Source organism: Kocuria sp. CPCC 205258 (assembly GCF_040981005.1).
Lineage (GTDB): Bacteria > Actinomycetota > Actinomycetes > Actinomycetales > Micrococcaceae > Kocuria > Kocuria rosea.
This window is the reverse complement of sequence record NZ_JAVKPS010000003.1, coordinates 31,709-58,708: the sequence shown is the minus strand read 5'-3', so window position 1 is coordinate 58,708 and position 27,000 is coordinate 31,709. Positions and strand designations below refer to the sequence as shown.

General features: G+C 66.0%; 25 protein-coding genes. 17 read left to right on the top strand and 8 right to left on the bottom strand.

Annotated features, from left to right (window positions below; all coding sequences use genetic code 11):
* The first annotated feature begins 23 nt into the window (after positions 1 to 23).
* From RF644_RS06150 to RF644_RS06130, 5 genes are all read left to right on the top strand, one after another.
* Positions 24 to 467 (top strand): hypothetical protein, encoded by a 444-nt coding sequence (locus RF644_RS06150; protein ID WP_368795852.1) that lies wholly within the window; start codon positions 24 to 26, stop codon positions 465 to 467.
* The gene (locus tag RF644_RS06145) at positions 464 to 775 is read left to right on the top strand and encodes a winged helix-turn-helix domain-containing protein (RefSeq protein WP_368795851.1); all 312 of its coding nucleotides are present in this window, start codon (positions 464 to 466) and stop codon (positions 773 to 775) included. Before RF644_RS06150 ends, RF644_RS06145 begins: the two co-directional genes overlap by 4 nt.
* A 216-nt stretch (positions 776 to 991) precedes the next feature.
* Positions 992 to 1,420 carry a DUF1801 domain-containing protein gene (locus RF644_RS06140; protein ID WP_368795850.1) on the top strand — a complete coding sequence of 143 codons (429 nt, stop codon included), beginning with the start codon at positions 992 to 994 and terminating at the stop codon, positions 1,418 to 1,420.
* Positions 1,421 to 1,507: 87 nt separating this feature from the next.
* Positions 1,508 to 1,780, top strand: coding sequence for a putative quinol monooxygenase (locus tag RF644_RS06135; RefSeq protein ID WP_368795849.1), 273 nt, complete (start codon positions 1,508 to 1,510; stop codon positions 1,778 to 1,780).
* Positions 1,781 to 2,026: 246 nt separating this feature from the next.
* Positions 2,027 to 2,503 (top strand): VOC family protein, encoded by a 477-nt coding sequence (locus tag RF644_RS06130; RefSeq protein ID WP_368795848.1) that lies wholly within the window; start codon positions 2,027 to 2,029, stop codon positions 2,501 to 2,503.
* Between the two features lie 94 nt (positions 2,504 to 2,597).
* Here the strand turns inward: RF644_RS06130 and RF644_RS06125 are convergent, their stop codons facing one another.
* Both RF644_RS06125 and RF644_RS06120 read right to left on the bottom strand, forming a co-directional pair.
* Positions 2,598 to 2,720 carry a hypothetical protein gene (locus RF644_RS06125; protein WP_280531841.1) on the bottom strand — a complete coding sequence of 41 codons (123 nt, stop codon included), beginning with the start codon at positions 2,718 to 2,720 and terminating at the stop codon, positions 2,598 to 2,600.
* Positions 2,721 to 4,101: 1,381 nt separating this feature from the next.
* Positions 4,102 to 5,718, bottom strand: coding sequence for a helix-turn-helix domain-containing protein (locus RF644_RS06120; protein ID WP_368795847.1), 1,617 nt, complete (start codon positions 5,716 to 5,718; stop codon positions 4,102 to 4,104).
* A 276-nt stretch (positions 5,719 to 5,994) separates the two neighbouring features.
* On the opposite strand from RF644_RS06120, the gene RF644_RS06115 reads away from it, so the two are divergent.
* Both RF644_RS06115 and RF644_RS06110 read left to right on the top strand, forming a co-directional pair.
* A complete protein-coding gene (locus RF644_RS06115; protein ID WP_368795846.1) occupies positions 5,995 to 7,605 on the top strand; it encodes a flavin-containing monooxygenase in 1,611 nt (536 codons plus the stop codon).
* Positions 7,606 to 7,656: 51 nt separating this feature from the next.
* Entirely contained in the window at positions 7,657 to 9,045 is a 1,389-nt protein-coding gene (locus tag RF644_RS06110; RefSeq protein WP_368795845.1) for an aldehyde dehydrogenase family protein, read from the top strand.
* 183 nt (positions 9,046 to 9,228) lie between these two features.
* Here the strand turns inward: RF644_RS06110 and RF644_RS06105 are convergent, their stop codons facing one another.
* Positions 9,229 to 10,128: a LysR substrate-binding domain-containing protein gene (locus RF644_RS06105; protein WP_368795844.1), complete on the bottom strand. Its 900-nt coding sequence runs from the start codon at positions 10,126 to 10,128 to the stop codon at positions 9,229 to 9,231.
* Positions 10,129 to 10,238: 110 nt separating this feature from the next.
* On the opposite strand from RF644_RS06105, the gene RF644_RS06100 reads away from it, so the two are divergent.
* The 6 genes from RF644_RS06100 to RF644_RS06075 all read left to right on the top strand — a co-directional run bounded on the left by RF644_RS06100 (position 10,239) and on the right by RF644_RS06075 (position 16,932).
* Entirely contained in the window at positions 10,239 to 11,483 is a 1,245-nt protein-coding gene (locus RF644_RS06100) for a CaiB/BaiF CoA transferase family protein (protein ID WP_368795843.1), read from the top strand.
* 22 nt (positions 11,484 to 11,505) lie between these two features.
* Positions 11,506 to 12,735: an acyl-CoA dehydrogenase family protein gene (locus RF644_RS06095; RefSeq protein ID WP_368795842.1), complete on the top strand. Its 1,230-nt coding sequence runs from the start codon at positions 11,506 to 11,508 to the stop codon at positions 12,733 to 12,735.
* A gap of 56 nt (positions 12,736 to 12,791) precedes the next feature.
* On the top strand, positions 12,792 to 14,006 hold the full coding sequence (locus tag RF644_RS06090; RefSeq protein ID WP_368795841.1) for an acetyl-CoA C-acyltransferase: 1,215 nt from the start codon (positions 12,792 to 12,794) through the stop codon (positions 14,004 to 14,006).
* Positions 14,006 to 14,863: an enoyl-CoA hydratase/isomerase family protein gene (locus RF644_RS06085; protein WP_368795840.1), complete on the top strand. Its 858-nt coding sequence runs from the start codon at positions 14,006 to 14,008 to the stop codon at positions 14,861 to 14,863. The genes RF644_RS06090 and RF644_RS06085 overlap by 1 nt, the downstream gene beginning before the upstream one ends.
* A gap of 38 nt (positions 14,864 to 14,901) precedes the next feature.
* The gene (locus RF644_RS06080) at positions 14,902 to 15,783 is read left to right on the top strand and encodes a 3-hydroxyacyl-CoA dehydrogenase family protein (protein WP_368796164.1); all 882 of its coding nucleotides are present in this window, start codon (positions 14,902 to 14,904) and stop codon (positions 15,781 to 15,783) included.
* 105 nt (positions 15,784 to 15,888) lie between these two features.
* Positions 15,889 to 16,932, top strand: a complete 1,044-nt coding sequence (locus RF644_RS06075) for a zinc-binding dehydrogenase (protein ID WP_368795839.1) — start codon at positions 15,889 to 15,891, stop codon at positions 16,930 to 16,932.
* A 267-nt stretch (positions 16,933 to 17,199) separates the two neighbouring features.
* On the opposite strand, the gene RF644_RS06070 is transcribed toward RF644_RS06075, so the two are convergent.
* Together RF644_RS06070 and RF644_RS06065 are read right to left on the bottom strand one after the other, a co-directional pair.
* Positions 17,200 to 17,985 (bottom strand): (S)-acetoin forming diacetyl reductase, encoded by a 786-nt coding sequence (locus tag RF644_RS06070; RefSeq protein WP_368795838.1) that lies wholly within the window; start codon positions 17,983 to 17,985, stop codon positions 17,200 to 17,202.
* Positions 17,986 to 18,036: 51 nt separating this feature from the next.
* Complete coding sequence (locus RF644_RS06065) at positions 18,037 to 18,825, bottom strand: SDR family NAD(P)-dependent oxidoreductase (RefSeq protein ID WP_368795837.1); 789 nt, start codon at positions 18,823 to 18,825, stop codon at positions 18,037 to 18,039.
* A gap of 181 nt (positions 18,826 to 19,006) precedes the next feature.
* Between RF644_RS06065 and RF644_RS06060 the strand changes: the two genes are divergently transcribed.
* A complete protein-coding gene (locus RF644_RS06060) occupies positions 19,007 to 19,933 on the top strand; it encodes a helix-turn-helix domain-containing protein (protein WP_368795836.1) in 927 nt (308 codons plus the stop codon).
* A 144-nt stretch (positions 19,934 to 20,077) separates the two neighbouring features.
* Here RF644_RS06060 and RF644_RS06055 read toward each other — a convergent pair whose 3' ends face one another.
* The 3 genes from RF644_RS06055 to RF644_RS06045 all read right to left on the bottom strand — a co-directional run bounded on the left by RF644_RS06055 (position 20,078) and on the right by RF644_RS06045 (position 22,655).
* Positions 20,078 to 20,785: an SDR family NAD(P)-dependent oxidoreductase gene (locus RF644_RS06055; RefSeq protein WP_368795835.1), complete on the bottom strand. Its 708-nt coding sequence runs from the start codon at positions 20,783 to 20,785 to the stop codon at positions 20,078 to 20,080.
* Between the two features lie 272 nt (positions 20,786 to 21,057).
* Positions 21,058 to 21,780 carry an SDR family NAD(P)-dependent oxidoreductase gene (locus RF644_RS06050; RefSeq protein WP_368795834.1) on the bottom strand — a complete coding sequence of 241 codons (723 nt, stop codon included), beginning with the start codon at positions 21,778 to 21,780 and terminating at the stop codon, positions 21,058 to 21,060.
* Complete coding sequence (locus tag RF644_RS06045; protein ID WP_368796163.1) at positions 21,777 to 22,655, bottom strand: VOC family protein; 879 nt, start codon at positions 22,653 to 22,655, stop codon at positions 21,777 to 21,779. The genes RF644_RS06050 and RF644_RS06045 overlap by 4 nt, the downstream gene beginning before the upstream one ends.
* 632 nt (positions 22,656 to 23,287) lie before the next feature.
* Here RF644_RS06045 and RF644_RS06040 point away from each other — a divergent pair.
* From RF644_RS06040 to RF644_RS06030, 3 genes are all read left to right on the top strand, one after another.
* Positions 23,288 to 24,418 carry a mandelate racemase/muconate lactonizing enzyme family protein gene (locus RF644_RS06040; RefSeq protein ID WP_368795833.1) on the top strand — a complete coding sequence of 377 codons (1,131 nt, stop codon included), beginning with the start codon at positions 23,288 to 23,290 and terminating at the stop codon, positions 24,416 to 24,418.
* Between the two features lie 51 nt (positions 24,419 to 24,469).
* On the top strand, positions 24,470 to 25,546 hold the full coding sequence (locus RF644_RS06035) for a zinc-binding dehydrogenase (RefSeq protein WP_368795832.1): 1,077 nt from the start codon (positions 24,470 to 24,472) through the stop codon (positions 25,544 to 25,546).
* Positions 25,547 to 25,787: 241 nt separating this feature from the next.
* Entirely contained in the window at positions 25,788 to 26,816 is a 1,029-nt protein-coding gene (locus RF644_RS06030; RefSeq protein WP_368795831.1) for a cyclase family protein, read from the top strand.
* Positions 26,817 to 27,000: the final 184 nt, after the last annotated feature.

Sequence of the window (27,000 nt, the reverse complement as noted above, 5' to 3'; positions counted from 1 at the left end):
CCGACCCGACCGAGTAGGACCCCATGAACCATCACCTCACCCCCGAACAAGCCCGCGCGCAGCTGGCCACCATCCAGGCGCGCACTCTGGACATCTCCCGTGACCGCGCGGTGCACGCCGCAGCAACGGCGGTGTTCGGGGTGGCCACGGCTCTCTACATGGCTGCGCAGAACATCTCGGCCGACTGGGTCAGCCACTCCCTGCGCACCGCGGTGCTCGCTGCCGCGTGGTTGGTGACGGTGTGGTGGATCGAGCGGGTGGCACGCACCGTGCCGCGCCGGGCCAAGGCCTGGTCGCGGGGCGGGATCGTGGCCTCTTTCGTGCTCACGCTGACCGTGGTGCTGCCGTGGCTCAACTTCTCCGCCCAGACCGCACCCAACACCTGGCCCATGGTCGCCGCCGGGGCGACCGTCGCCGCCGTTCCCGCCCTGGTCGCCGCCGCTGTGATCCGCTGGGGGTCCGAGTGAGCGCCACCGCGGGCCAGCATGCCCGGCACCGCCTGGACGAGCTCATCCACGCCCCGGTGCGGCTGAGCATCGTTGCCGCCCTGGCCCAGGTCGACGAGGCCGAGTTCGCCCGCGTGCGTGACACCGTGGAGGTCTCCGACTCGGTGCTCTCCAAACAGGCCACCCAGCTCGAGGCCGCCGGCTACGTGAAGATCCGCAAGGGGCACGTCGGCAAGCGCCCCCGCACCTGGTTGTCCCTCACCCCCGCCGGGCGCTCGGCCTACACCGGCCACCTCGACGCCCTGCGTGCCATCGCTGAGGGCCTGTGAAGGTCCCGCCGGCTGGGAAAGGCACTGACGCGGCACCCGATCCACAAGAGGAGGTTGCTGCCAGCGGTACGGGTCCCATGCTGTGCGCGCTGACCGGTGTCGATCACGCACGGCGTCGCAGTGACCGACGCGAGAGCCCGAACTACACTGGGGCGCGTCGACGCAGGCACGGAAATTCTCGGCCGTTACCACGGACCTTTCAGGGGGCGTCATCCGATGACTGACCGCAACGAGGAAGACGCAGGACCGAGGTTGCTGTCCGGGGGCAACCCACAGATCCCCAAGGGCGAAGGTGATGGCCCGGTGCAGGACTACATCGCGGCCATGCCGGGGTGGAAACGAAATGTCGGGCAACGCCTCGATGACCTGATCGTGCACACCGTTCCTGCGGTGCACAAGGCCGTGAAGTGGAACCAGCCGTTCTACGGGTTTGAGGACGAGGGCTGGTTCCTGTCGTTCCGGTGCTACACCAATTACGTGCAGGTGCAGTTCTTCAAGGGAGCTTCGCTGGAACCGGTGCCGCCCAAGGCCTCCAAGCACGAGGAGGTGCGCTACCTCGACATCCGCGAAATCGATGAGCTGGATGCGGGTCACCTGCGGACCTGGATCGAGCAGGCCAGCAAGCTGCCCGGCGAGAAGATGTGACCCACCTGCTGGGCGGGCCTGAGTCTGTGTCCGTTCTCTGTCGAGCACGCCGACAACGGTTCGTTCGAAAGAAAAGGTGAAGGAGCAATGATCGCCACCATCGCCAAGGTCGCCGAGTTCGATCAGTTCATGGCGGCCTTCTCGACCATCGGCGTCGAGAAAAGGAAGGAGCACGGATGCAAGGGCGCCTACGTGTTCCGTGATCCCGATGACCCCGACCGGGTGTGGATCTTCTTCGACTGGGGCATCGAGGACTACCAGGGGTTCCTCTCCGATCCCGAGATCCCGGCCATCGCGCGGCAGCTCGCCCTCTCCGAGCCACCGGTGAAGATCGACCCCCTCGCGCAGTACGAGTCCTGACGCGTCCGACTCGGCAATCCAAGGGCTGTGACGGGAGACCCAGGAAACGCTCGCCCGGTCGCGAACGGGATCGCCGGGTGACGGAGTGCCAACGGAGTGCCAGAAGGGCGGGGAAGCACACGTGCCCACGGCACCCCGGCCCCGAAGGCGTCGACATTCGGGCCCCTCGAGGTTCTTCTGCACCAGGCGTCGTCATGTCTTCCCTGCACCTTCCCCGGACCGGGCGCGGAAGCAGACAATCCCACCATGACTACTCTCACGCCCTGCCTGTGGTTCGACACCGAAGCCCAGGACGCAGCGAACTTCTATCTGACGGTGTTCCCCAACTCCCGGATCACCGACATCACCTACTACGGCGAGGCCGGGCCGCGGCCGGCGGAGATGGTGCTGACCGTGGAGTTCGAGCTCGACGGTCATCCGTTCACCGCGCTCAACGGCGGGCCCGAGTTCAGCTTCAGCGAAGCGGTGTCGTTCCAGATCGACTGCGCCGATCAGGCGGAGGTGGACCGGTACTGGGAGGCTCTCACCGCCGACGACGGGCAGGAGAGCATGTGCGGGTGGCTCAAGGACAAGTACGGGCTGTCCTGGCAGGTGGTGCCCCGCAGGCTCGTCGAGCTGCTGGCCGATCCGGATCCGGGGCGGGCGCAGCGGGTGATGGCCGCGATGATGCCGATGCGCAAGCTCGTCATCGCCGACCTGGAGGCCGCCGCCGACGTTCCCTGAAACACGGAGGGCGCCTCGAACCGCCGAGCCCCCGTCGCAGCGGGCCGGGACGGCTCAGGGGAGAGCGCGAGTCGGGGCGCCGGCGCGCATCTGCTCACGCGCCGGGGTAGGTGCCCACGGTCCACAGGTTGCCGTCGCCGTCGCGGATCCCGAACTGGTGGAAGCCGTAGCCGGTGTCCGTCAGCGGCTCGAGGATCTCCACCCGACCCCCGGACACAGAAAAACACCCCGGACCACAGGTCCGGGGTGTTTCCGATGTCCTGAGACATCGCACTGTGCGCGAGGGGGGACTTGAAAACTGCCAGACGGGATCTTGTGCGACCACAATCCCCGAAAAGTCGCGGGTACGCCGAAGTCCTAGGCAGACCGGACAGTCAGCTATGTTGACGGCGTCAACGTGACCGGAGCTCTCATCTGCTCTCCGCCCAGCCAGTCAAGGTCGACGTCAGTCGGTCCGACGACGTCGGATGCCATGGGCGTCAACCACCGGAGTGCCTTAAGTCGGGTACGGGAGTGCTTTCGTCTCCATGATTCAGCACGTCCCGCCAGACGTCGATCGTTGAGTACTGATATAACCCGGGCAGCGATGCCAAAGACGAGCCTCAACGTGTCCCGTTCAGCACCCCACTCCCCTACTGGCGATCGCTTGGTTCACCACCTCTTCTAGGTGCAGGTTGCAGTGTCGCTGGGAACAGACTTGTGTGGAGCATCTCGCCGCGGTTGCGGACAACGAGCGGATCTTATGGTGCGGGCGCGGGTACACAGTACAGTAAGTACCCTTACATCACATCGAGGGGGTATTGACTTCCACTCGGCGCAACCCTCTCATATTCTTGACCTACAGCGTTCCCGGCACGAACCCATCTCGCTCCAGGGAATATCGAGACAGAAACGATTGCCCCAAGGAATGCTCATGCCCGAGATCTTCAACGCTTACGGACCAGATACACACCGCTCACCTGATTCCATGCCGGGCTTCCATTCGCGAAAAGGTCTGCAGTGATGCCCGAAGTCCCCGAAAGATTTCGGTGCTACAGGCCCAAGGAAGTTGCGGACGCAGTCCGAATTATTTCCGAGTCCACGCTGCGCCAGAAGGCCAAGGCGGGAGAAATCCCCCACCACCTCGGACCCAAAAACTCGTTATGGTTCACCGTCGAGGACATCGATGAAATTTTGCACACCCTTCATCGACCTGCTAACAAGAAGTCAGCCATAGAGAACCTCGGGTCCGAAGCGACGGAAATCAATCCCTTCCGCACAACAAGCAGATCGCGAACTGCTCATCGAACGCGCGTCTAAGGCGCCAGGTCAATGCTCTCCATGGCAAGGGTAGCAAAAAGCCAGCTGGAAAGTCGGCGTGTTATCAAGCATTCACCGAACACTCTGTGCTGTCAAAAACCTTTGGATTCAAACAGCAACCTAAGATACTGCGAGTCGCAGGCCACTTACTCTCCTGGCCAAACCCTAAATGAATCCACTCATATGTAGAAATTTTTACAGCGAACCTTTTGAGGCCGAGATGCTCGCTAGGAAACCTAGGACCTGTACCGTGGGTTGAGGATATTTTTTCACCATGCCCCCTCGGGTCCGACGATAAATCAACTAGTTTCTGCAAGGCTCAGAACTTCTGCCACCGCGTCTATCTGCCGTTGATCGATCGACAGGGATCGGATTTTCCGATACAGGGTGGTCCGCCCGATGCCGAGCATCGCGGCGGCCTCTGACTTGTTTCCCTTTGCCTCTCCCAGCGCGGCGAGAACAGAGTCGCGCTCTGCCTGATCCCATCTGCTCAGCCGCCGCCGCGGTGCTGCCAAGAATTGTGGGGGCAAGTCGTTCACGTCCACGGTCCACGGGTTCTCCGCGGTCCGCCGAAGTCCGTTGATCGTTTTCGCCAGTTCCGCCATGTCACCGGGCCAGTGCCACGACAGCAGAGCGCTCAGCGCCTCAGCGGTGAAGCGTGGCGGTGAGGACTCTCCGCGGTAGGCCTCTCGGGCCAGGTCTGCCAGGGCGGAGCGGCGGTGACGCAAGGTCGGAAAGACGGGTACACCGTCCGCGGCCATGTCCTCCGACCCCCGTTCATCGGCATCGAAGGAGGCGGCCACAGCGCGCGCCGGCCTGCCGGAGGCCTTCGACCAGCTGCGGATCCACTTTTCCCCATCAGACCCTGCCGGGACGAGGACCGACAGTTCCTGACCTCCCCCTCCTGATGCACGATTCATCGCGGACCACCATGCCGAGACGGCCTGATCGGCCTCCCGTGGGGGTGGCGGTGACGCCACGTCCGGATCGGCTACCGCTCGCGGCCCACTGAATGGAGCCGGCCGTGGCTGCGGGTCTTCTGTTGTGGTGGACAGCCGCAGTTCCAGCACCGGCTCGGAGGACGCCCCGACATTCCTGACAGTTCCCGCTAGACCGGCCTCTGGAAGATCGAAGTTCCGCTGTTCGCCGACGCCGAGCCGACTGACGAGCTGGTCCCAAATCTGGGCCTGCAGCTCCGCGTCCAGATACGACAGCGCTGGCAAATCTGACATCACGGTGTCCCGGTTCATGACCACCACTCCGCGACTGCCAGACCGGGCTTTGCGAAACGCCCGCGCCAGGGCCACATCCCTACTGTCGGAGCCCTCGAGCAAGGCGTCGGAGATCTCCTGACTGGCTTGGCGCACCAGCGCGACCATGAAGTCGTTGGCCTCCTGCGCGGGAGAGGTCAGTGAAACCGACCCTGTGATCCGGCCGGTGAGCGGATGGACGACCGGGGCTGCCGCGCAGGCCACGTCGCGTAGAGACTCCAGGAAGTGCTGACTTCCGCGGATGAGAATTGGCTGGCGCCCCTCGATCGCAGTTCCCAAGCCGTTCGTCCCCGAGGAGCTCTCAGAAAAATCGCTTCCTTCGACCGCTCCCACACCGTCGAGGGTGCGTCGATCGCGGGCATCGATGGTCCGTCGCCAGATGATGTGGCCCTGGGCATTGCCCAGCAGGAGGGTGGCCCGGGTGTTGGTCAGGGAGCCGTACCACCGGTCCATCACCCGGCCGGCAGCTTCACGGATGAGGTCCTCCTGGGAACCGATGTCCTCGATGCGGGGATGCCCTGAGGGATCGACCTTCGAAGCGATCGAGCGACGCCAGCTGTTCTGGATCGCCGGGGGCACGATGTGGTCGATGCCGACGTCGGACATCAGCCCCTGATCGATCAGGCGCCGCAGCGCAGCGCGCACGGGATCCTCAGCGTCGTACCGTCCGCCACCCATAGCTCCCCCCTTTCGACGTTATGTCAATCATGATGCCGCGACGGCTCCTTTGTCTGCACCGCGGTCCGGTCCAAGTCGCCCATACATCCCGCGGCATCGAGCCGGGCGAGTCCGCTCGCCTGCAGGCGGGTGTACCAAAGCGGAACACAGAGTGATCCGGATCACTCCATAGAGTCCTTAATCAGGAGTGGTCAGGGTCACACATGCCGGAGACCACGAAGTTACAGCACACAGGAGGATTCCATGGGTACTCACGAGACTGTTGACGCCGTCGTCATCGGAGCCGGATTCGGCGGCATCTACGCCATGCACAAGCTCGTCAACGAACTGGGCCTGACGACCGTCGGCTTCGACCGGGCGGGAGGACCGGGCGGCACGTGGTACTGGAACCGCTACCCCGGTGCGCTGTCCGATTCCGAGAGCTACGTCTACCAGTACTCCTTCGACAAGGATCTGTACCAGGACACCACCTGGAAGAACACCTACCTGACACAGCCGGAGATCCTGTCCTATCTGGAAGGAGTCGTCGATCGGTTCGACCTGCGCCGCCACTTCCGCTTCAACATGGGGGTGTCTGCCCAGAGGTTCGACGAAAATGCGAACCAGTGGGTCCTGACCACTGACGACGGTGCCACGATCCGTGCGACCTACGTCATCAACGCCGTGGGACTGCTGGCGGCCATCAACATGCCCGACATCCCTGGACGCGACGACTTCCAGGGCCGGCTGGTGCACACCGCCGCATGGCCGGAAGATCTCGACGTGACCGGCAAGCGAGTGGCCGTGATCGGCACCGGCTCGACCGGCCAGCAGGTGGTCACGGCCCTGGGGCCGAATGTAGCGGCCCTGAGCGTCTTCGTCCGCACCCCGCAGTACTCCGTGCCGGTGGGGCTGCGCCCGATGCGCGAAGGCGAGGTCGAGGACACCCATCAGCGCTATGAGCAGATGTGGGATGAGATCAAGAAGTCGGCTCTGGCCTTCGGCATCGACGAGGTCGAACGGTCCATCTTCGACTCGACCGAAGAGGAGCGGGAGCGCATCTTCCAGCAGGCCTGGGACCAGGGCGGCGGATTCCGGTTCATGTTCAGCACCTTCGGGGATCTCGCCACCAACGAAGAGGCCAATCGGCTCGCCGGTGACTTCATCCGCCGCAAGATCGCTGAGACGATCAAGGATCCTGAGACGGCACGAAAGATCATGCCGCAGGGGCTCCACGCACGGCGTCCCCTGTGCGACAACGGGTTCTACGAGACGTTCAATCTGCCCCACGTCGAGCCGGTGAACATCAAGGAGACCCCGATCGAGCGGATCACTCCTGAGGGCGTTCTGACCGCAGACGGTGCACTGCGTGAGTTCGACGTAATCGTCTTCGCCACGGGCTTCGATGCCGTGGACGGCAACTACCGCCGCATGAACCTGACGGGCCGTGACGGCGTGGGCATCAATGAGCACTGGGCAGAGAACCCGACCAGCTACCTCGGGGTGACCACGCCTGGCTTCCCGAACTGGTTCATGGTGCTGGGCCCCAAGGGTCCGTTCACCAACCTTCCCACCAGCATCGAAGTCCAGGTGGAGTGGATCGCCGGCGCCGTCGACCACGCCCGACGAGAGGGAATTGAGCGACTGGAGCCGACCGAAAAGAGCGAGCAGGAGTGGAGCGAGACCTGCCGTGAGCTGGCCAAGGACTCGCTGTTCGGCCGTGTGGACTCCTGGATTTTCGGTGCCAACGTTCCGGGCAAGAAGCGCAGTGTGCTGTTCTACCTCGGGGGCCTGGCGAACTACCGGCAGAGGATGGCGCAGGAGGCCCAGTCCGGGTACTCCGGCCTCACCTCCCCGGTGTCGGTCGACGCCTGAAGTCAAGCCTTCCGCTTGCAGTCCTCGCACGACACGACAAGGAGTTTTCCATTGGGTGTATACACCTCCACGAATCCCGCCAACGGAACGGTCACGGCCACGTACCAGGAGATTTCGGATGAGGAGCTCGACGGCGTCATCACTACGGCGGCGCAGGCTCAAAAGGCCTGGGCGTCCCGGTCCGCCGAGGAGCGTGCCGCCGTCCTGGCGTCCGTGGCCCGAGCCCACCGCGAACGGCGTGAGGAGCTGGCTGCGGTCCTGACCCGGGAGATGGGCAAGCCCATTGCCCAGGCCCGCAAAGAGGTCGACATCGTCGCGGCGATCTTCGATTACTACGCGGAGCACCTCCAGGAGTTCCTCGGCGAGTCCGAGCTGCCGATCCGCGGAGAGGGCAGCGCGGTGATTCGCAACGAGCCGATCGGTGTCCTGCTGGGCGTGATGCCCTGGAACTACCCCTACTATCAAGTGGTTCGCTTCGTGGCTCCGAACCTGGGACTGGGCAACGCGGTGTTCGTCAAGCATGCTCGCAACTGTCCGGATGCTGCTTTGATGATCGAGCAGGTGCTGCGTGCCTCGGGAGTGCCGGAGGGGGTCTACACGAACACTTTCATCTCATCTGCCCAAGTAGAGCGGGCAATTGCCGATCCGCGGGTGGCCGGCGTCTCCCTCACCGGGTCTGAACGTGCTGGCGAGGCCGTGGGCGCCGCGGCCGGACGCCATCTGAAGCGCGCGGTGTTGGAGCTCGGCGGCGCTGACCCGTTCGTGGTCCTGGACGACGCCGATGTCGCCGAGGCGGCCAAGGTGGCTGCCGCCGGACGCTTGATCAACGGTGGGCAGACGTGCACGGCTTCCAAGAGGTTCATCGTCAACGAGCGGATCTACGACGAGTTCGTCGAGCGGTTCACCCAGGAGATGGCCCAGTACACACCCTCCGATCCGATGACCGAGGACTGCGCGCTGGGTCCGCTCGTCTCGGCACAGGCCGCTCAGGAGCTCGACGCGTTCGTTGCCGACGCCGTGCGGCACGGAGCCCGCGTCACCACGGGTGGTCGCACCGAGGGAGACGAAAGCGCATACTTCCCGCCGACCGTTCTCGTGGACGTGGTCGAGCCGGCGCGGGCCTACCGCGAGGAGCTGTTCGGACCAGTGGCCGTGGTCCACTCTGCGACTGATGACGACGAGGCAGTGCGCCTTGCCAACGATTCGCCCTTCGGTCTGGCAGGCACGGTCTTCGGTCAGGACAAGGGCCGGGCCCGCTCGGTGGCCGAGAGGATCGAGACCGGCATGGTGTGGCTCAACAGCGTCTCTCGGTCAGCACCGGACCTGCCCTTCGGCGGGGTGAAGCGCTCCGGCATGGGACGCGAACTGGCCAAGGACGGATTCATCGCCTTCGCCAACCAGAAGCTCATCCGTGACCCCGCTGCGATCGTCGAAGGCTGAGCAGCCCCGCGTTCCGCTCTGCGTCGTTGCTGTTGTGCAGGGGCACCACACGGGTCCCTGCACAACAGCAACGACGATTTTTGACCGTGGTCACATCATGGGGTTCCGTCCGGCTGCCTGCGTGCGCCGTGTGCACGCCGCGAAGCTCCTAGCTTTCCAGGAGCCTGCCCATTTGGGCAGAGTCTATGCGGGTTCTGCGGGCCATACCTTCTCGGTGAGCGCCAGCACCGCGGTCAGGGCGGGATTGTCGTTGTCGGCGCGCCAGGCCAGGCGCAGCTGGACGGGCAGGGTGTCGTCGAGAACTCTCACGAAGCGTACGTGGGAATCCGTGACGTTCTCCGCCACGGAGGACAAGGTGAGCGAGCAGCCTACCGCCGCACCAACGAGTGCCATCGCTGTCCAAGAGTCCGGGGCGATCTGGACGATCTCCGCCTCGAAGCCCGCTCCGTGACTGAGCCGCCGCAATCGGTCCCCCAGCACGGCTCCCTCGTGCGGGGGCAGAGCCACAAAGGGTTCTCCGGCAAGTTCAACCATGTGCACGCCGTCGGCGTCGGCCAGGCGGTGCGAGGCGGGTAGGGCGATCACCAGGTGTTCATCGGCGACGACACGGGTCCGTATGTCCGCAGGAATGACGTCCCAGCGTCCCAGTCCCAGGTCCATCTCCATGCGCAGCACTCGACCCAGGGCGGGCAGGGCGAAGCTCTGGCTGTAGAGGCCCAGTTCGATTCCGGGATGGTGTCGGCGCACCTCTCGAGCCAGCACACCGACCAGTACATGGGTGGACGCACCCGCGTAAGTGAGCGTCACCCGTCCCACTTCACCTCGCCCGGCGGCCAGGGCCACTCTTCGAGCACGTTGCACAGCGCTGAGAACTTCCCGGGCCGGTTGGACCAGCGCCTGACCGGCCGCCGTGAGCCGCACGCTGCGCGTGCTGCGGTCGAACAGCTTGGTTCCCAGTTCCCGCTCCAGCTGCTGGATGCCCCGAGTCACCGGTGGCTGGGCCATGTGCAGCTTCTCTGCGGCGCGACCGAAATGCAGCTCTTCTGCCACTGCGATGAACAGGCGGAGTTGTTGGAAGTCCATGTACCCATTATTGCAATCTCCGCAATACTTTCCGGCATATTGGTATTGGACCTGCAGTAATCCGGGGTGGGAAGGTGGAATTCAGTCCAACCAACGATGTGAGGTGCACGATGACAGCGACGAAGAACGGTGCGTCCGCCCGGTTCGAGACCCTGTCCGACGATCTCTTGGATGCCACAGGCACCGGTCCCCTGACGGGCCTGGTAGTGGCCGACTTTTCCCGGGTGCTGGCTGGCCCGTACTGCACCATGTTGTTGGCGGACATGGGAGCCACCGTGATCAAAGTGGAAGGCCCCGCCGGCGATGACACCCGGGCGTGGATGCCACCGGTGCGTGACGGGGAATCCACGTACTACCTTTCGATCAACCGGAACAAGCGCTCGATCGCCCTGGATTTCAACGACCCTGACGACCTGCAGGTGGCCCAGGAGATCGCTCGCCGCGCCGACGTGTTGGTGGAGAACTTCAAGCCGGGCGGTCTCACCAAGTACGGCCTGGACTATCCGGCCGTGACGGTGGGCAACCCGGAGGTGATCTACGCCTCGATCACGGGATTCGGAACTGCCGGAGGTGCCTCGCTGCCTGGTTATGACCTGCTCGTCCAGGCGATGTCCGGTTTGATGAGCGTCACCGGCGGTCCGGACACATCCCCGTTCCGTTCCGGGGTGGCCGTGTTCGACGTGATGACGGGACTCCACGCCAGCATCGGCATTCTCGCCGCACTGCATGATCGCAACGACTCCGGCAAGGGGCAGCTTGTGGAGCTGAACCTCATGTCCTCGGCACTGTCAGGGATGGTCAACCAGACCGGTGGGTACCTGCTCAGCGGCACCGTGCCCCAGCGCATGGGCAATGACCACCCCAGCCTCTACCCGTACGAGCCCTTTCCCACCAAGGACGGGGACATCGTCATAGCCATCGGCAACGACGGACAGTTCCGCAAGCTGTGCAACGCGCTGCAGGCCGGACACCTCGCCGACGATCCGCGTTTCAGCGCCGCCCCCGAACGTAGTCGCAACCGTGCCCAGCTGCGCCCGCTCCTGCAGGAGTTGTTGGCGAATCAAACCGCCGTTGAGTGGTTCGAGATTCTCACTGCCGCCCGCATCCCCTGTGGTCCCATCAACGATGTCCGCGGAGGCATCGAGTTCGCCGAGCAGATCGGATTGGAACCCGTGGTGACTGTCGGCCACGGCACGGAGGCGGTGCCCGGGATTCGCCATCCGGTCGCCTTCTCCCGCACGCCTGCCGGCTACGACCTGGCACCGCCGACCCTCGACGGTGACCGCGAGGCCATCCTGTCCTGGGTGCGCACTCCCGCTGTCTCGCTCCCGGCCGATGCGCTCCGGAGATCTTGAACCGCTGCTGAAAGGACCCATCATGACCACCACCTCTGTAACCCCCTCAGCCACGTCCACTCCCCGGGCGCCCGGAGCGTCCTCCGACTACTTCCGGCTCGACGACGAGCTCACCCCCGAGGAGATCGCGATCCGGGACAAGGTCCGCGCCTTCGCCGAGGGCCAGGTGCAGCCGATCATCAACGACTACTGGGAACGGGCCGAGTTCCCCTGGGAGCTGCTGCCCGGTTTGGCCCAGCTGGGCGTCATCGGCACCACCATCCAGGGCTACGGATGCCCGGGAATGAGCCGCAAGGCCGCCGGCATGGTGGCCCGCGAGATGGCCCGGGTGGACGGCAGCATCAACACCTTTCTGGGCGTGCACGCCAACCTGTGCATGGGCGCCCTCAACATCCTGGGCAGCGAAGAGCAGAAGGATCGATGGTTGCCGGCGCTGGCCCGGCTGGAGAAGACCGGGGCGTTCGCGCTGACCGAGCCCGAGCACGGCTCGGACTCCGTGGCCCTGGAGACCAGCGCCCGCCGCGAGGGCGAGGAGTGGGTGATCGACGGGCACAAGCGCTGGATCGGCAACGGCCACGCCGCCGACGTCGTCGTCCTGTTCGCCCGCAACGTCGAAGACGGCAAGGTCAACGCGTTCGTCGTGGAGAAGGACACCGAGGGCAACCACCCGGCCGGCTACGCCCCGACGGTGATCACCGGCAAGGTCGGCAAGCGCGCGATCCAACAGGCCGACATCGTCATCGAGGACATGCGCATCCCCGCGGAGAACCGGCTGGTCGAGTGCCGCTCCTTCGCCGACGTCTCCCGCGTCCTGCAGGCCACCCGCGGCGGTGCCTCGTGGGAGGCCGTCGGCCACGCCATGGCCGCCTTCGAGATCGCCGCCGACTACGCCGCCACCCGGGTGCAGTTCGGCAACCCGATCGCCGGCTACCAGCTCGTCCAGGCCCGGCTGGCCAACATGCTCAGCGAGCTCACCACCATGCAGCTGCTGTGCAACCGCATGGCGGAACTCGCCGACCGGGGCGAGCTGACCAACGCCATGGCCTCGATGGTGAAGATGTCCACCTCCCAGAAAGGCAAGTGGATCTGCAACGAGGCCCGGGAGCTGCTGGCCGGCAACGGGCTGCTGCTGGAGAACCACATCGCCCGGCACCTGACCGACATGGAGGTCGTCTCCACCTACGAGGGCACCGACTCCATCCAGGCCCTGCTCGTGGGCCGCGACATCACCGGGATCTCCGCCTTCCGCTGATTCCAGTGCCGCACCTCTGTATGACCAGCTCTCAGCAGAACGAAGGAGTTTTTTCCATGCCCGAAGCATTTCTCATCGGCGGGGCCCGCACCCCGGTGGGCCGCTACGGCGGCGCGCTGGCGAGCGTGCGCCCCGACGACCTCGCCGCCCTCGTGGTCAGGCACGCGGTGGCCGACGCCGGGATCGACCCGCACGACGTGGACGAGGTGATCCTCGGCAACGCCAACGGCGCCGGCGAGGAGAACCGCAACGTCGCCCGCATGGCCTGGCTGCTGGCCGGTTTCCCCGACACCGTCCCCGGCATCACCGTCAACCGGCTCTGCGCCTCCGGGCTCTCGGCGATCATCATGGCTTCCCACATGATCAAGGCCGGCGCCGCCGACATCGTCGTCGCCGGCGGGGTGGAGTCCATGTCCCGCGCCCCCTGGGTGATGGAGAAGCCCGCCAAGGCCTACGCCAAGCCCGGCGACGTCTTCGACACCTCCATCGGCTGGCGTTTCCCCAACCCCACCTTCCTTTCCGGGGAGCTCTCGCGCGAGGGCAAGGCCACCTACTCGATGCCCGAGACCGCCGAGGAGGTGGCCCGGGTCTTCGGCACTTCCCGTGAGGATTGTGACGCCTTCGCGGTGCGCTCTCACGAGCGTGCAATCGCCGCGATCGACGCGGGCCGCTTCGCCGACGAGATCGTCCCGGTCACGATCACCGGCCGCAAGGGCGCGGAGACGGTCGTGGACACCGACGAGGGTCCGCGTCCTGGTACGAGCCCGGATGTGCTCGCCGGTCTGCGCCCGGTCGTCAAGGGTGGCAGCGTGGTCACCGCTGGCAACGCCTCGACCCTCAACGACGGCGCCTCCGCGATCATCGTCGCCTCCGAGCGGGCCGTGGAGGAATACGGCCTGGTCGCCCGGGCGCGCATCGTCGATGGAGCTTCCGCCGGCGTGTCCCAAGAAGTCATGGGCATCGGCCCGGTCCCGGCGACCCGCAAGGTGCTTGAGCGCGCTGGCATCACAGTCGACGATCTGGGCGCTGTGGAACTCAACGAGGCCTTCGCCAGCCAGTCCCTGGCTTGTATGCGCGAGCTGGGACTCGATCCTGGCACCGTGAACAACGACGGCGGGGCCATCGCCTTGGGTCATCCGCTCGGATCTTCCGGTTCGCGACTGGTGGTGACCCTGCTGGGCCGGATGGAGCGCGAGGGCGCCGACCGCGGCCTGGCCACCATGTGCGTGGGTGTGGGCCAGGGCACCGCGATGCTCATGGAGAAGCTCTGATGGTCGGGCCCAGCGAGATCCTCGGCGCGGAGTTCACCGCCCTGCGGCTCGAGGAGCGCGAGGACCGCCTGCACGTGGTCCTGGACCGCCCCGCCGTGCGCAACGCCATCGACGCGACCATGGTCGAGGAGCTGCACACCGTGTGCGGCCACCTCGAGCGGCACCCGAAGATCCTGATCCTCTCCGGCACCGAGGTGAACGGCCGGGGAGTCTTCGCCTCCGGCGCCGACATCGCGCAGCTGCGGGAACGTCGCCGCGACGACGCCCTGGCCGGGATCAACTCCCGGATCTTCGACCGGATCCACAAGCTGCCCATGCCGGTGATCGCCGCTCTCGACGGCTACGCCCTGGGCGGCGGCGCGGAGTTGGCCTACGCCGCCGACTTCCGCCTCGGCACCCCGACCCTGCGCATGGGCAATCCTGAAACCGGACTGGGAATCATGGCCGCGGCAGGGGCGACCTGGCGGCTCAAGGAGCTGGTGGGCGAGCCGGTCGCCAAACAGCTCCTCCTGACGGGCGCAGTGCTCACGGGCCAGGACTGCTTACGGGTCGGCCTGGTCACCGAACTGGTGGAACCCGAGGAGCTGTTGGACGCGGCGCATGCGCTGGCCGACCGGATCGGCGCCCAGGACCCCCTGGCCGTGCGGATCTCCAAGCGGGTCTTTGCCGCCCCGCCGTCTGCCCATCCGCACATCGACGAGCTGGCCCAGGCCGTGCTCTTTGAGTCGCAGGCGAAGTTCGACCGGATGCAGTCCTTCCTGGACCGCAAGAAAACCCAGAAGCCCGAGCCGAATCAGGGTCCACACCCAAACCTTCCGGCGCAGACGCCGCAGGACCAGCACCAGGAGCAGAAGTGACCACCAAGCACCGCAGCACAGCCGGGAACGCCCCCGTCATGGAACCCCAGCAGGCCTCCACCACTCCCGCTTCGGTCCCGGCCGTCGTGGGTGTCCTGGGCGGAGGCCGCATGGGCGCGGGCATCGCCCACGCCTTCCTGCTCGCCGGGTCGAGGGTGACCGTGGTGGAGCGGGACGGGCAGGCCGCGGAGGCCGCCCGCGAGCGGATCGAGCGGGACCTCGCCAAGTCCCTGGAGCGCGGGGGCGTGGACGGCAACCTGGACGAGTGGGCCGGGAAGCTGACCGTCTCCCTCGACCACGCCGACTTCACGGACTGCGAGCTCGTCGTCGAGGCCGTCCCCGAGGCGTGGGACCTGAAGGTCGCGGCCCTGCAGGAGGTCGAGCGCCACCTGGGCCCGACCGCGTGGCTGGCGACCAACACCTCCTCGCTGTCCGTGAACGGGCTGGCCGAGCAGCTGGGACGCCCCGAGCGGTTCTGCGGGCTGCACTTCTTCAACCCCGTGCCGGCCTCGAAGCTCGTGGAGGTCGTGAACTCGAAGCACACCGGCGAGGAGCTCAGGCGGCTCTCGGTGCAGTGGGTCGAGGGCCTCGGCAAGACCCCGGTGGTCGTCAACGACGCCCCCGGCTTCGCCTCCTCGCGGCTGGGCGTGGCGATCGCGCTCGAGGCCATCCGCATGGTCGAGGAGGGCGTGGCCTCTCCCGCCGACATCGACAACGCCATGGTCCTGGGCTACAGGTTCCCGGTCGGCCCCCTGGCCCTGACGGACATCGTGGGCCTGGACGTGCGCCTGGGCATCGCCGAGTACCTCGAGTCGCAGCTCGGCGAGCGCTTCGCTCCCCCGCAGCTGATGCGGGACATGGTGGCCCGCGGCGAGCTCGGCCGCAAGACCGGCAAGGGCTTCTTCGACTACGAGCAATAGGCAGTAGGTGGCGCAGCCAATGTCGTGCGCCGCCGCGAGGTCCTGCGTGCAAGCAGTCGACATGCCCCGTACAGAGCATGTCCGAACAGAAATGGAGCTGGAATCATGCGTGCAGTTGTCTACAAGGGCATCGGTGAACTCGTCGTCGAGGATCGCCCGATTCCCGAGATCGGCCCGAAGGACGTGCTGGTCAAGAACATGCGCACCGGTATCTGCGGTACCGACATCAGCGCCTATACGAAGGGTGGCGATGACCTGGGCATCTTTCCCGGTGGACTGGTCGGCCACGAATTCGTGTCCGAAGTCGTCGAGGTGGGTGCGGAGGTGGAAGATCCGCGGATCGTCCCGGGCTTGCGGGTGTTCGTGAACGCCTCCACCTCCAAGCGCGGTGACGACGGTCGGACCAAGCTGGAGATCACCGACTCCGCCGGCGGCCTGACGCAGTACATCTCGGTTCAGGACGCGGCGATCGGCTACAACCTGCACTCGTTGCCGGACAATGTCAGCTTCGACAAGGCAGTGGTGATCGAGCCCTTCTCCGTGGCCAACCACGGGGTGAACCTGGCTGAGCCGACGCCGGGTGAGCGTGCCCTGGTGTTCGGCGCCGGTGCCGTGGGCCTGGGTGTGCTGGCCAATCTGAAGGCCAATGGGGTGGAAGAGGTCATCGTCTCGGACATCATCCCCAGCAAGCTGGAGGTGGTGCGGCAGATGGGCGGCATCCCGGTGAACGGCAAGGATGTCGACCCGATCGAGTTCGCCAAGGAGAAGTTCGGCACCGTGGCCAACTTCCTCGGTGAGCAGCGCCCGGACGTGGACATCTACTTCGATTCGGCCGGTGCCCCCACAGCCATCCCGGACTACCTCCGCGGCGGCAAGGCCGGTTCCCGCATGGTCGTCCTGGCACTGACCCCCCGGCCGATCGAGGCCCCGCAGACGCAGTTCGTCCTTTCGGAGCTCACCATGATCGGCTCCACCGCCTACGACAACGACGACATCGCGCAGGTCGTGTCCTACCTCGGTGACGAGAAATACGATCCGACCCCGGTCGTCACGCACCACTTCCCGCAGGAGGACGTGGTCGAGGCGTTCAGGACCGTGATCGAGAAGAAGGACGAGGTCATCAAGGTCGTGATCGACGTCCACCGGTGATCGGCCCGCGGATCATCTGAAAGCGCCTCGACGGAGCCGGGCTTCGCTCTGCGAAACTCGGCTCCGTCGTCGTCCGGGCATCACCGCTCGATTCCTGCGGCCATCCACCCGACACGCACCGATGCGCTCCGGCCCACCGCCGGCGAAAGCGCAACCGCCATCAAGTAGGTCTTCGTGAGAACATCCCAGCGCCGCCTGCGCACCGTCGTCGAGCGACCCCTCCTGCGAGCAGGATCAGGGGTCACTCATTCGTGCGTCCGCTCCTTCCTAGTTGAAGACCATGCCGCCGTCGACCAGGATCGACTGTCCCGTGATGTAGTCCGAGTCGGGCCCGGACAGGAAAGAGACGATGCCCGCCACCTCGGACGGCTCGGACAGCCGCTCGAGCGTGATGCCATGGGTGAACTGCGCCCAGCCCCATTCCTCGGACTGCCCGGCAGACGCCGCGGTCTTCTTGGCGAGATCCTCCATCAGCGGCGTCCGGACGATGCCCGGGGCGTACGTGTTCACGGTGATCCCGTGCGGAGCCAGATCCCGCGCTGCGCTCTGCGTGAGGCCGCGTACTGCGAACTTCGTGGCCGAGTACAGTGCGATGCCGGGGTTTCCGACGTGGCCCGCCTGCGATGCGGCGCTGATGATCTTGCCGCCGTGGCCGAGATCCTTGAACGCCTTCGTGGCCGCCTGGATGCCCCACACGACGCCGTTGAAGTTGATCGAGAAGATCATCTCGATGCTCTCGGGCGTGATGTCCTCGATGGGAGACTGCGGAGCGATGCCGGCGTTGTTGATGATGACGTCGAAGCCGCCGAGCGCGGAGGCCGCCTCGGCGACAGCGGCAAACACACTGTCACGGTCGGCGACGTTCACGTGCAGGGCGATGGCTCCGCCGTCCTTGCCGCCGAGACTCTCCGCGACAGCACCGGCCGTCTCCATGTTCAGGTCCGCGATCGCGACTTTGAAGCCGTCGGCGTGCAGCCGCTCGGCAATCGCCCGGCCGATGCCCTGCCCGCCGCCGGTGACCAGCGCGACTTTTCCGTTCTCTGTGCGTTCCATGTTCTTCGTTCCTTTTCTCGCGGTTCGATGCAACGGACGACGCCGGGTCCTCTAGACGAGGACCATGCCGCCGTCGATCATGACGATCTGTCCGGTCATGTAGTCGGAGTCGCCGGAGGCGAGATACAGCGCTGTGCCGACGACGTCGTCGGCGGTGCCGGGGCGGCCGGCGAGAATTCCGCTGGAGAACTCCGAGAACGCCTCGCCCGGCGCCTTGCTGTCGCCGAGCTCCATGAGGTCCAGGTCGAGCTTCTTCCACAGTGGAGTGTCGACGACGCCGGGGGCGAAAGCGTTGCAGGTGATGCCGTGCTCGGCCAGGCCCCGGGCAGCCGCCTGGGTCAGCGCGGTCACGGCGAACTTGCTGGCGCAGTACGGGGCGAAGTTCGGGTAGCCCTGACGCCCGGCGATCGACGACGTCAGGATGAGCTTGCCTCCGGTGCCCTGAGCGATCATCTGCTTGGCCGCCTCCTGCTGGCAGATCAGGGTGCCGAGCCCGTTGACGTCCAGAGTCATCCGCCAGTTCTCCTCCGTGACGTCGAGGAAGTGCATCGGCTTGATGATGCCCGCGATGGCGAAGAGGACGTCGAGTCCGCCGAAGGCGTCGACGCTCTTCTGCACCGCGTCGGCGACGTCGCCGCGTTGCGTGACGTTGCCGCCCACAGCGATTGCCCGGCCGCCTTTAGTCTCGATGTCGTCGGCGACAATTTGGGCTGCGTCCACGTTCAGGTCGAAGAGCACGACCTTGGCACCCTCATCAGCCAGCTTCAGGGCGATGGTGCGGCCCATGCCGCTGCCGGCCCCGGTGATCAGAATTCTCTTGTCCTGTACGCGTCCTACCATGATCGTCTGTCGCTCCTCGGTCGGGTGGCCCGCACAGCGGTGGCGTCGTCATGACGCCCTCATGGCGGGATGGGTGCTCCCATACTGTGACGACGGGCACACTTCCCGGAGGATGTGTGCAGAACTTGAACAGTCGGCACAAGGCTCACAGTTCCACTCACCGCAAGGCCGCGGAGGAATGATGACCGATCCAGATCGAGGCACCGCGCCCTTGGTGCGCGTTGCCACCAAGGCGTTGACCTCCACGAGGTCCGCCCTGGAAGGCACGACGACATGGCTCGCGCTGAGTGACGCCGACGGGCGCGTCGTGTACGAGTGGTCGTCGAGCGACCGGCTGAGGCGCCAGCTTCAGCGAGCCGACGTCCACGCCGGCGTGGACCTGGCCATCGGAGCCGCCGGGGCCAACGGCATCGGCCTCGCCCTGGACCGCCGTACCGCCGCCATCATCCACGGGACCGACCACGAGGACGAGCGGTGGAAAGGACTCACCTGCGCGGCGGGCCCGCTGCTCCACCCTGCGTCCAGGGAAGTGCTGGGCGCCGTGAATGTGACGTGCCTGGCGAACGAGGCGAATCCCTATCTGAGGCTTGCGCTGAGTCACGTGATCAGCGAGGTCCAGACCGCGCTGAGCCGCGCCTCACAGGCGCGGCACCGCCGCCTGATGGAGGCACATCTGCGCGTCAAGGCGGGCACCCGAGCTGCCGTTGTCACCCTGGACCGCCACACCGTGATCGCCGACGGAACAGGTCCGGCCATCGGCGAACGGGCAGCGATCTGGGCGCTGCTGGAGCGTGCGGGATCCGGCGCCGCAGAAGTGGCACTGCCTGCCGGGGGGCATGCCCGCGTCGTGCCCGTGGTTCCCGGCGATGATTCCGCCGGGTGCTCTCTCGTCGTCGGACACGTCGACGCCGCAGCCTTCGCGCAAGCTTCGCTGAGAGGTGGGGTGCCGGTGGCCGCCGGGGCCCCGCTGAGCCCGCTGGAGACCGCCGAACGGGAGGTCATTGCGGCCGTTCTCGATGCATGTGCCGGCAACAAATCCGATGCGGCCGACCGGTTGCAGATCTCCCGCGGCACGCTCTACGAGCGGATCCGCCGCTACGGTCTCTGACGGGCGGAGCACACCTGGCTGTCTTGAGCTGCTCGTGCGGAACCCCCGCGTGATTCATCCGGTGCGCGAGTCCCGCGCTGCACAGGACAAGGTCGACAGAGCGGTCCGTCAGCATCGGCGTGGCAAGCGAGTGCTGCCGCTCCGTCAGAAGTGGTTGGCACCGACCGTCATGCCACCACAGACATAGAGGGTCTGTCCGGTCACGAATCCGGCTTCCTCGGAAGCGAAGAAGTCCACGGCGTGGGCCACCTCGGACGGCTTGCCCATCCGTCTCACCGGCACGGACTCCGCCAGGTCGGTTCCGTCGGACGGCCGCGAGTTCGCGCCGGCGAAAAGGGGAGTTTCGATGGGGCCGGGTCCCACCGCGTTCACGGTGATGCCCGCGGCAGCGTACTCGAGAGCCCACACTCGCGTCAGTCCGATGAGTCCGGCCTTGGCCGCGACGTAAGCTGTGCGTTCGGCCTTGCCGAGTGCTGCCCGCGACGTGATGTTCACGATCCGGCCCCAGCCCGCCTTCGCCATGCCGGGAGTCATCTTCTGACTGAGGATGACTGCGGGCATCAAGTTCAGGCGGAAGGACGCCTCCATGGAGCAGGGGTCGAGGTCGGCAAGTGCACCTGGGAACACTGCGCCTACATTGTTGACCAGAACATCGACTCGGCCCACGCGGTCCAGAACTTCATCGGCTAGCTGCGCCGCGGTGTCCGCTGAGGACAAGTCTCCCGCCAGCGTGTCGTAGCGCCCCTCGACACGATCAATGGAGGTGACGTGGTATCCGGAGGCGTCGAGGGCTTCGCAGATGGCCAGGCCGATGCCGCCCGACCCTCCGGTCACGAGAGCATGTTTCTTCACGGTTGACTCCACTAGGTAGTTGCTCTGGGCTTCGTTCAAGGCGCGAACACGCCGAAAGCTGGACGATGATGCCGTCAGCAGTGGGTGACCGTGCGGACAGCAGGATTGAGGCGGGCAGTAGTCCTCGGGAACTTCTTCACGAGGACGGTGGAGGGATCGCCGGAGAGACCGGGCCCTCGTCCTGCCCATGCCCGTGTCGAGGGGTTTTCATGCGCGGCCGTAGGAGCGCACTCCCGGACCGGACGAGGCACGGTGCGGCCTCGACAGGCTCCTCAACGAAGGTGGACGCCGCCGTTGATGTCCAGGGTCGCCCCGGTCATGTAGCCGGCTGCCGACGTCAGCAGGTAAGTGACGGCCCCTGTGATCTCGTCACGCGTGCCGAATCGGCCCGCGGGAATGCGATCGACCAACGCGGTGCGCGCCTCGTCCGGCAATGCCTGCGTCGCAGGACTGTCCAGAGCCCCTGGGGCGATCGCGTTGGCCGTGATTCCCTGGGCTGCCAGCTCTTTGGCCAGGACCTTGGTCAGCACGATGACCCCGGCCTTGGAGGCGGCATAGTGAGGTCCTCCGACCAGCCCTCCGGTGTAGGCGGCCACAGAGGCAATGTTGATGATGCGGCCGGCCCCGCCGGCGGCCATCAGCTTGGATGCCTCGCGGGCGATGTTGAGACTGCCCCACGTGTTGATCTTCAAGACGGTCATGAACTCGTCGACCTGGACGTCCCACAAGCCGGCCGTCGGAATGACGGCTGCAGCGTTGACGAGTCCGTACAGCTGTGCCCCGCCGGTCTGGATGCTCTCCATGAGCTGGACCACCTGTTGCGTGTCGGTGATGTCGCAGGCCGTGACGTCGAGCCCGTCCACCGTGCCGGCTCGCACATCTACCGGGACGACTTCATAACCCGCCTCCGCCACGGTCCGGGCGACGCTTCCTCCGACGAGGCCGCTGGCACCGGTGACGATGACGGCCCGCCGCTGCGCGTTGTCGGTGCTCATGACTGATCAACCTGGTGGATCTCGATGATGTTGCCGGCCGGATCGGACAGGAACACCTGCCGCCATCCCTTGAGGGCCCAGTAGCCGTAGTCGGAGTACGGCACGCCGTGCTCCTCGAGCCGGCGCAGCACAGCTTCGATGTCGTCGGTGCGGAAGCAGAAGTGACCGTTCAGCAGCGGGTTGACGTACTGCTTGTGCTCGTACGAGGCATCGGGGCGACGGCGAGTGGCGTGGATCTGCAGCTCGGACTCGTGCCCGGCCACGAAGAAGCTGGCCGTTCCGCCCCATTCAGCGGAACCGTCGGTGTCGGCCTCGGACTGTCCGACCATCGGTGGGGTGGGCAGTTGCTGCAGCCCCAGGACGGTGCCGTAGAACGAGTCGAGCTGTCCCATGTCGTCCGTGCAGACATTCACATGATGAAGGCGTAGCGGTCCGGAGGGCACGAACTCCTCCAGCTCCTCCACGCCATCGACCTGGTGGATCTCGATGATGTTGCCGGCCGGATCGGACAGGAACACCTGCCGCCATCCCTTGAGGGCCCAGTAGCCGTAGTCGGAGTACGGCACGCCGTGCTCCTCGAGCCGGCGCAGCACAGCTTCGATGTCGTCGGTGCGGAAGCAGAAGTGACCGTTCAGCAGCGGGTTGACGTACTGCTTGTGCTCGTACGAGGCATCGGGGCGACGGCGAGTGGCGTGGATCTGCAGCTCGGACTCGTGCCCGGCCACGAAGAAGCTGGCCGTTCCGCCCCATTCAGCGGAACCGTCGGTGTCGGCCTCGGACTGTCCGACCATCGGTGGGGTGGGCAGTTGCTGCAGCCCCAGGACGGTGCCGTAGAACGAGTCGAGCTGTCCCATGTCGTCCGTGCAGACATTCACATGATGAAGGCGGAGTTTCACGCAGGTCTCCCGAAGAGTTGGCGTTGGGGGCGCCACGCGTGATCCTGGCGTGGCGGATGTTATGGATCCGGTGGCGGATGTCACAAGTCTGCCCAAGGAATTGATTGGAATCCAATACCGATCTTCCGATTGTTCATTCTGAAATTAGATGACACACCGGACGTCGCGGTCACCGGCGTATGCGGCGCCACAGCCTATCCATCTGAACTTTGTATGGCCGAGTGGTGGATTGGTATTGGACGCTGTGCAATAGGGACTGGGAAGGTGGGAGCACGACCCTCCGGCACCGGGAGGGAACAACGGAACGAGCGCGTTGGAGTGGTCAAGGGTGACTGCGCCCTCCCTTCCGGTGCGAGTTCCGAGGTTCTGGCCGAATCTCCTTGCTCCGCGGCGCCGGCCCGCTCAGGGCTGGGATTCGGATCCGGAGCACGATGGGCTCCGCCGAAAGCAGAGGCAAGACGTCGGTCCGCGTGCTGTGAGGCCGGACAGTGGGCAAGGCCCTGTGACTCCCGACTTCCACCCGGCCGAAGGAGTCTCCCCCTCGCCCGGATATCGGTGCACGTCAGGTCTGTTCGAAAAACTGTCCGTCACGAGAAAGCTGTCACAGCCCCATGAAGATCCAGCGCGTCGAAGCCATTCCCTACGAGATCCCCTATGTCACTCCTCTGAAGTTCGCCAGCGGTGAGGTCCTCACGGCCGATCACGTGCTGGTGCGGATCACCACCGACGACGGAGTGGTGGGCACGGCCGATGCCCCGCCGCGGCCCTACACCTACGGGGAGACCCAGAAGTCCATCGTGGCGGTCGTGGAGGACCTGTTCGCCCCGCAACTGGTGGGACTCGACGTCCTCGACCGTGAGAAGGTCCAGGCCGTGCTGGCCCGCACGATCCACAACGAGACCGCCAAGGGGGCGGTGGACATCGCCCTGTGGGACGTCATCGGCCAGGCGCTGGGGCAGCCGGTGACGAAGCTGCTGGGCGGCTTCACGGACTCGATGCGCGTCTCGCACATGCTCGGCTTCAAGCCCGCCGCCGAGCTGCTGGACCTGGCGCTGGAGATCCGCGACACCTACGGCATCACCACGTTCAAGCTCAAGACCGGCCGGCACCCCCTTTCTCTGGACGTCGAGGCCGCCAGGGTGCTGCGCGAGGGCCTGGGCGAGGACGCCGAGCTCTACATGGACGCCAACCGCGGCTGGTCCGCCAACGAGGCCATGGAGGTGCTGCGCCGCACGGACGATCTGGGCCTGCAGTTCCTCGAGGAGCCCGACGACGCCCGTGAGGTGCTCGGCCGCCGCCGGCTGGTGGAGAGGTCGATGATCCCCATCGCCGCCGACGAGTCCGCCCCGACCCTGGGGGAGGCCGCCCGGGAGCTGCTCACCGGCGGGGCGAACCTGCTGGCGCTGAAGACGGCCCGCTCGGGGTTCACCGAGGCCGCGAAAATCGTCGGCATGGCCGAGGGCATGGGTGTCGACGTGTACGTGGGCAACCAGATCGACACCCAGGTAGGCACGATCGCCTCCGTGGTCTTCGGCGCCGCTTTCGCCCACACCTCCCGACGCGCCGCCGAGCTGTCCAACTTCCTGGACATGGCCGACGATCTCCTCGCCGAACCGATCATCATTTCCGACGGGCGCATCGCAGCCCCCCGGGTACCGGGTGTCGGCACCACCGTCGACGAGGACAAGCTCACCGCCTATCGCACCGACAGATCCGCTCCGGCACCCACCATGTTCTCCTGAAAAGTACTGACTCCCACTGTCGCCGTTCCCCACGCCTCGAAAGGCAGACTGATGCGCGCTGTCCTCAAGCACAATCCCAGCCGCGGAGCGAGATACGTCACCGACCATCCCGAACCGGAAATTGCCGAGGGACAGGTGAAGATCCAAGTGGCCGCGGCATCCGTGTGCGGCAGCGATCGTGAGATTTACGAGTACACCCCCATGGCTCAAGCCTTCAAGCTCAACATCCCAGGTGTCATGGGCCACGAATGCTCCGGAACGGTGCTCGAGGTCGGAGCCGGCGTGACGTCCCTCGCCGTCGGAGACACGGTCGCCTTGGAGTCTCACTGGGCGTGCGGCATCTGCTATCCCTGCCGCACTGGCGCCTCCCACAACTGCCTCAACATGCAACTTCTCGGGCTGCACGTCGACGGCGGCTTCGCCGAGCGTCTCGTAGCCCCCGCCTCGGCGTGCTTCAAACTGCCCGCCGGCTTTCCTCTGGATCAGGCGGCCCTGCTGGAGCCGGCTGGTGTCGCCATGCACGCCATCCAGCGTTCGGGTCTCAATCCTGCAGGGGCCGACGTGGTCATCAGCGGCGGAGGGCCCGTAGGCCTGCTTATCGCCGCCCTTGTCGACGTCATGGGAGCCGCCCGCGTGGTCGTCGTCGAGCCCAATGCATACCGCCGCGGGCTCGCCGAAGGACTCGGCGCCACGGCAATGCACCCGGAGGACGACGTCGTGACGCACTGTCGCACAGTCTCCGGCGACAAGAACGGATTCGATGTTGCCTTTGAGGCCTCCGGCGTTCCGGCCGCCATGGGATCGCTGTTGGAGGCAGTGCGCAAGGAGGCGACTGTTGTCGCCGTGGGCATTCCTGGCCGCCCGATCGAGCTGGATGTGGCCGCCTACCTCATCAAGAAGGGCCTGACCCTCCGCGGCAGCTTCGGTCGCGCTCTGTGGGAAACGTGGGAACAGCTCGTAGCGGTCGTCGCCAGCGGCAAACTGGACCTCACGCGTTTCATCACGCACCGCCTTCCGCTTTCGGCCTTGGACGAGGCCATCGCACTGCTCCAGGGAGAGGCCTGCAAGGTCCTGCTCATTCCGGCGCTGGACCGCATTCCTGAGGGCACAGCCACACTAGAGCACTGATCCACGTGCTGCTGCAGCGCACCGCATCGCCTCCGTGCCGTGGGCCTGGAGGCGATGCGGATGCCATGGGAAGACCCTCCCATGCGCCAGATCGAGGCCTCCCGGCCCAGGCGCACCCACAGCACGACATGACTGCACGGCCTCAGGCGGACAACCCTGCTCGCCGGTGGCTCTTACATTCCCGTGGACTTGATCGGCACAATCGTCGATAGTCCATCACCACACCACGAGAGGACAACGCATGCCCCGGCCTACCGACGTTCCCAGCTATGAGAGCCTCCTTGCCCGGACCAATGCACCCCCGGGCAGCAGTTGGGGACTGTTCGGCACCGATGATGAGATCGGTACACTCAATTTTCTCGCGCCCGAGCACCGGGTCCGGGCAGCCGGTCTCGTGCGCAGCGGCCGGACGTTCTCACTGGATCTTCCCCTGGACGCCTTTCCCCAGCCACTGATTCCTCACCGCGGCGCCCTGCAGCACAGCGTCTTCGGCCTGAACGAGTTCCACCGCGACGACCGGATCGACAACCTTTTTCCCCAGGCCACCAGTCAAATCGACGGCCTCCGCCACTTCGGGCACCCGGACCACGGCTTCTACAACCATGCGGATCCACAGAGGCTGATCGCCGGCGATCCCCTGTTGGGCGTCCAGCGCTTCGCCGAGCACGGCATCGCCGGCCGTGGGGTGCTCCTGGACGTCGAACGGTACCTCGCTCGTCGTGGAGAGCCGATCGACCATGCCGATCCACGGCCCGTCCCTGCCCAGGTGCTGGAGGAGACGGCAGTCCATCAGGGCGTCGACCTCGAACCCGGCGACATCCTGCTGATCCGCTTCGGATGGTTGGGACACCGCTTCGCGCAGCTTCGGGACGCATCGAACGCAGGCGACGTCGACGCGACCTCCGAAGCACCGGTCCCGTTGGTGTCGGTGGGGCTGGAGGCGAGCCATGAGACCGCGGCCTGGCTCTGGGACCACCGGGTCGCCGTCGCCGCTGCCGACAATGTGGCGCTGGAGGCCTGGCCGGCGACAGCTTCCGCCCTGCGGGTCAGAGCCGAGCTCGACGGAATTCTCCCGGTCTCCTCCCACACCGGCATGCTCCACCGCATTCTCATCCCGATGCTGGGACTGGTCATCGGTGAACTGTGGCAACTGGACGAGCTTGCCGACACCTGCGCCGCCGAGGGGCGGTACGACTTCATGGTCGTCGCCACCCCATTGAAGCTGCCCGGAGGAGTCGGCTCACCGGCCAATGCCGTCGCCATCCTCTGACTACTGCACAGCCTCCACCGAGGCCGAAATGATCTGCCAGGACAGACGGTGCCGCTCACCCTCACTGGCCCCGGCTGACGGACGGCGCCCGGTGAACACGTGCGCGGCTCGGGACCGCATCCGCCGACAGTCGTTGACGGTGTCGCAGCCTGGCCCGCCCATGCGTTTCGGATCAGGACGGAAC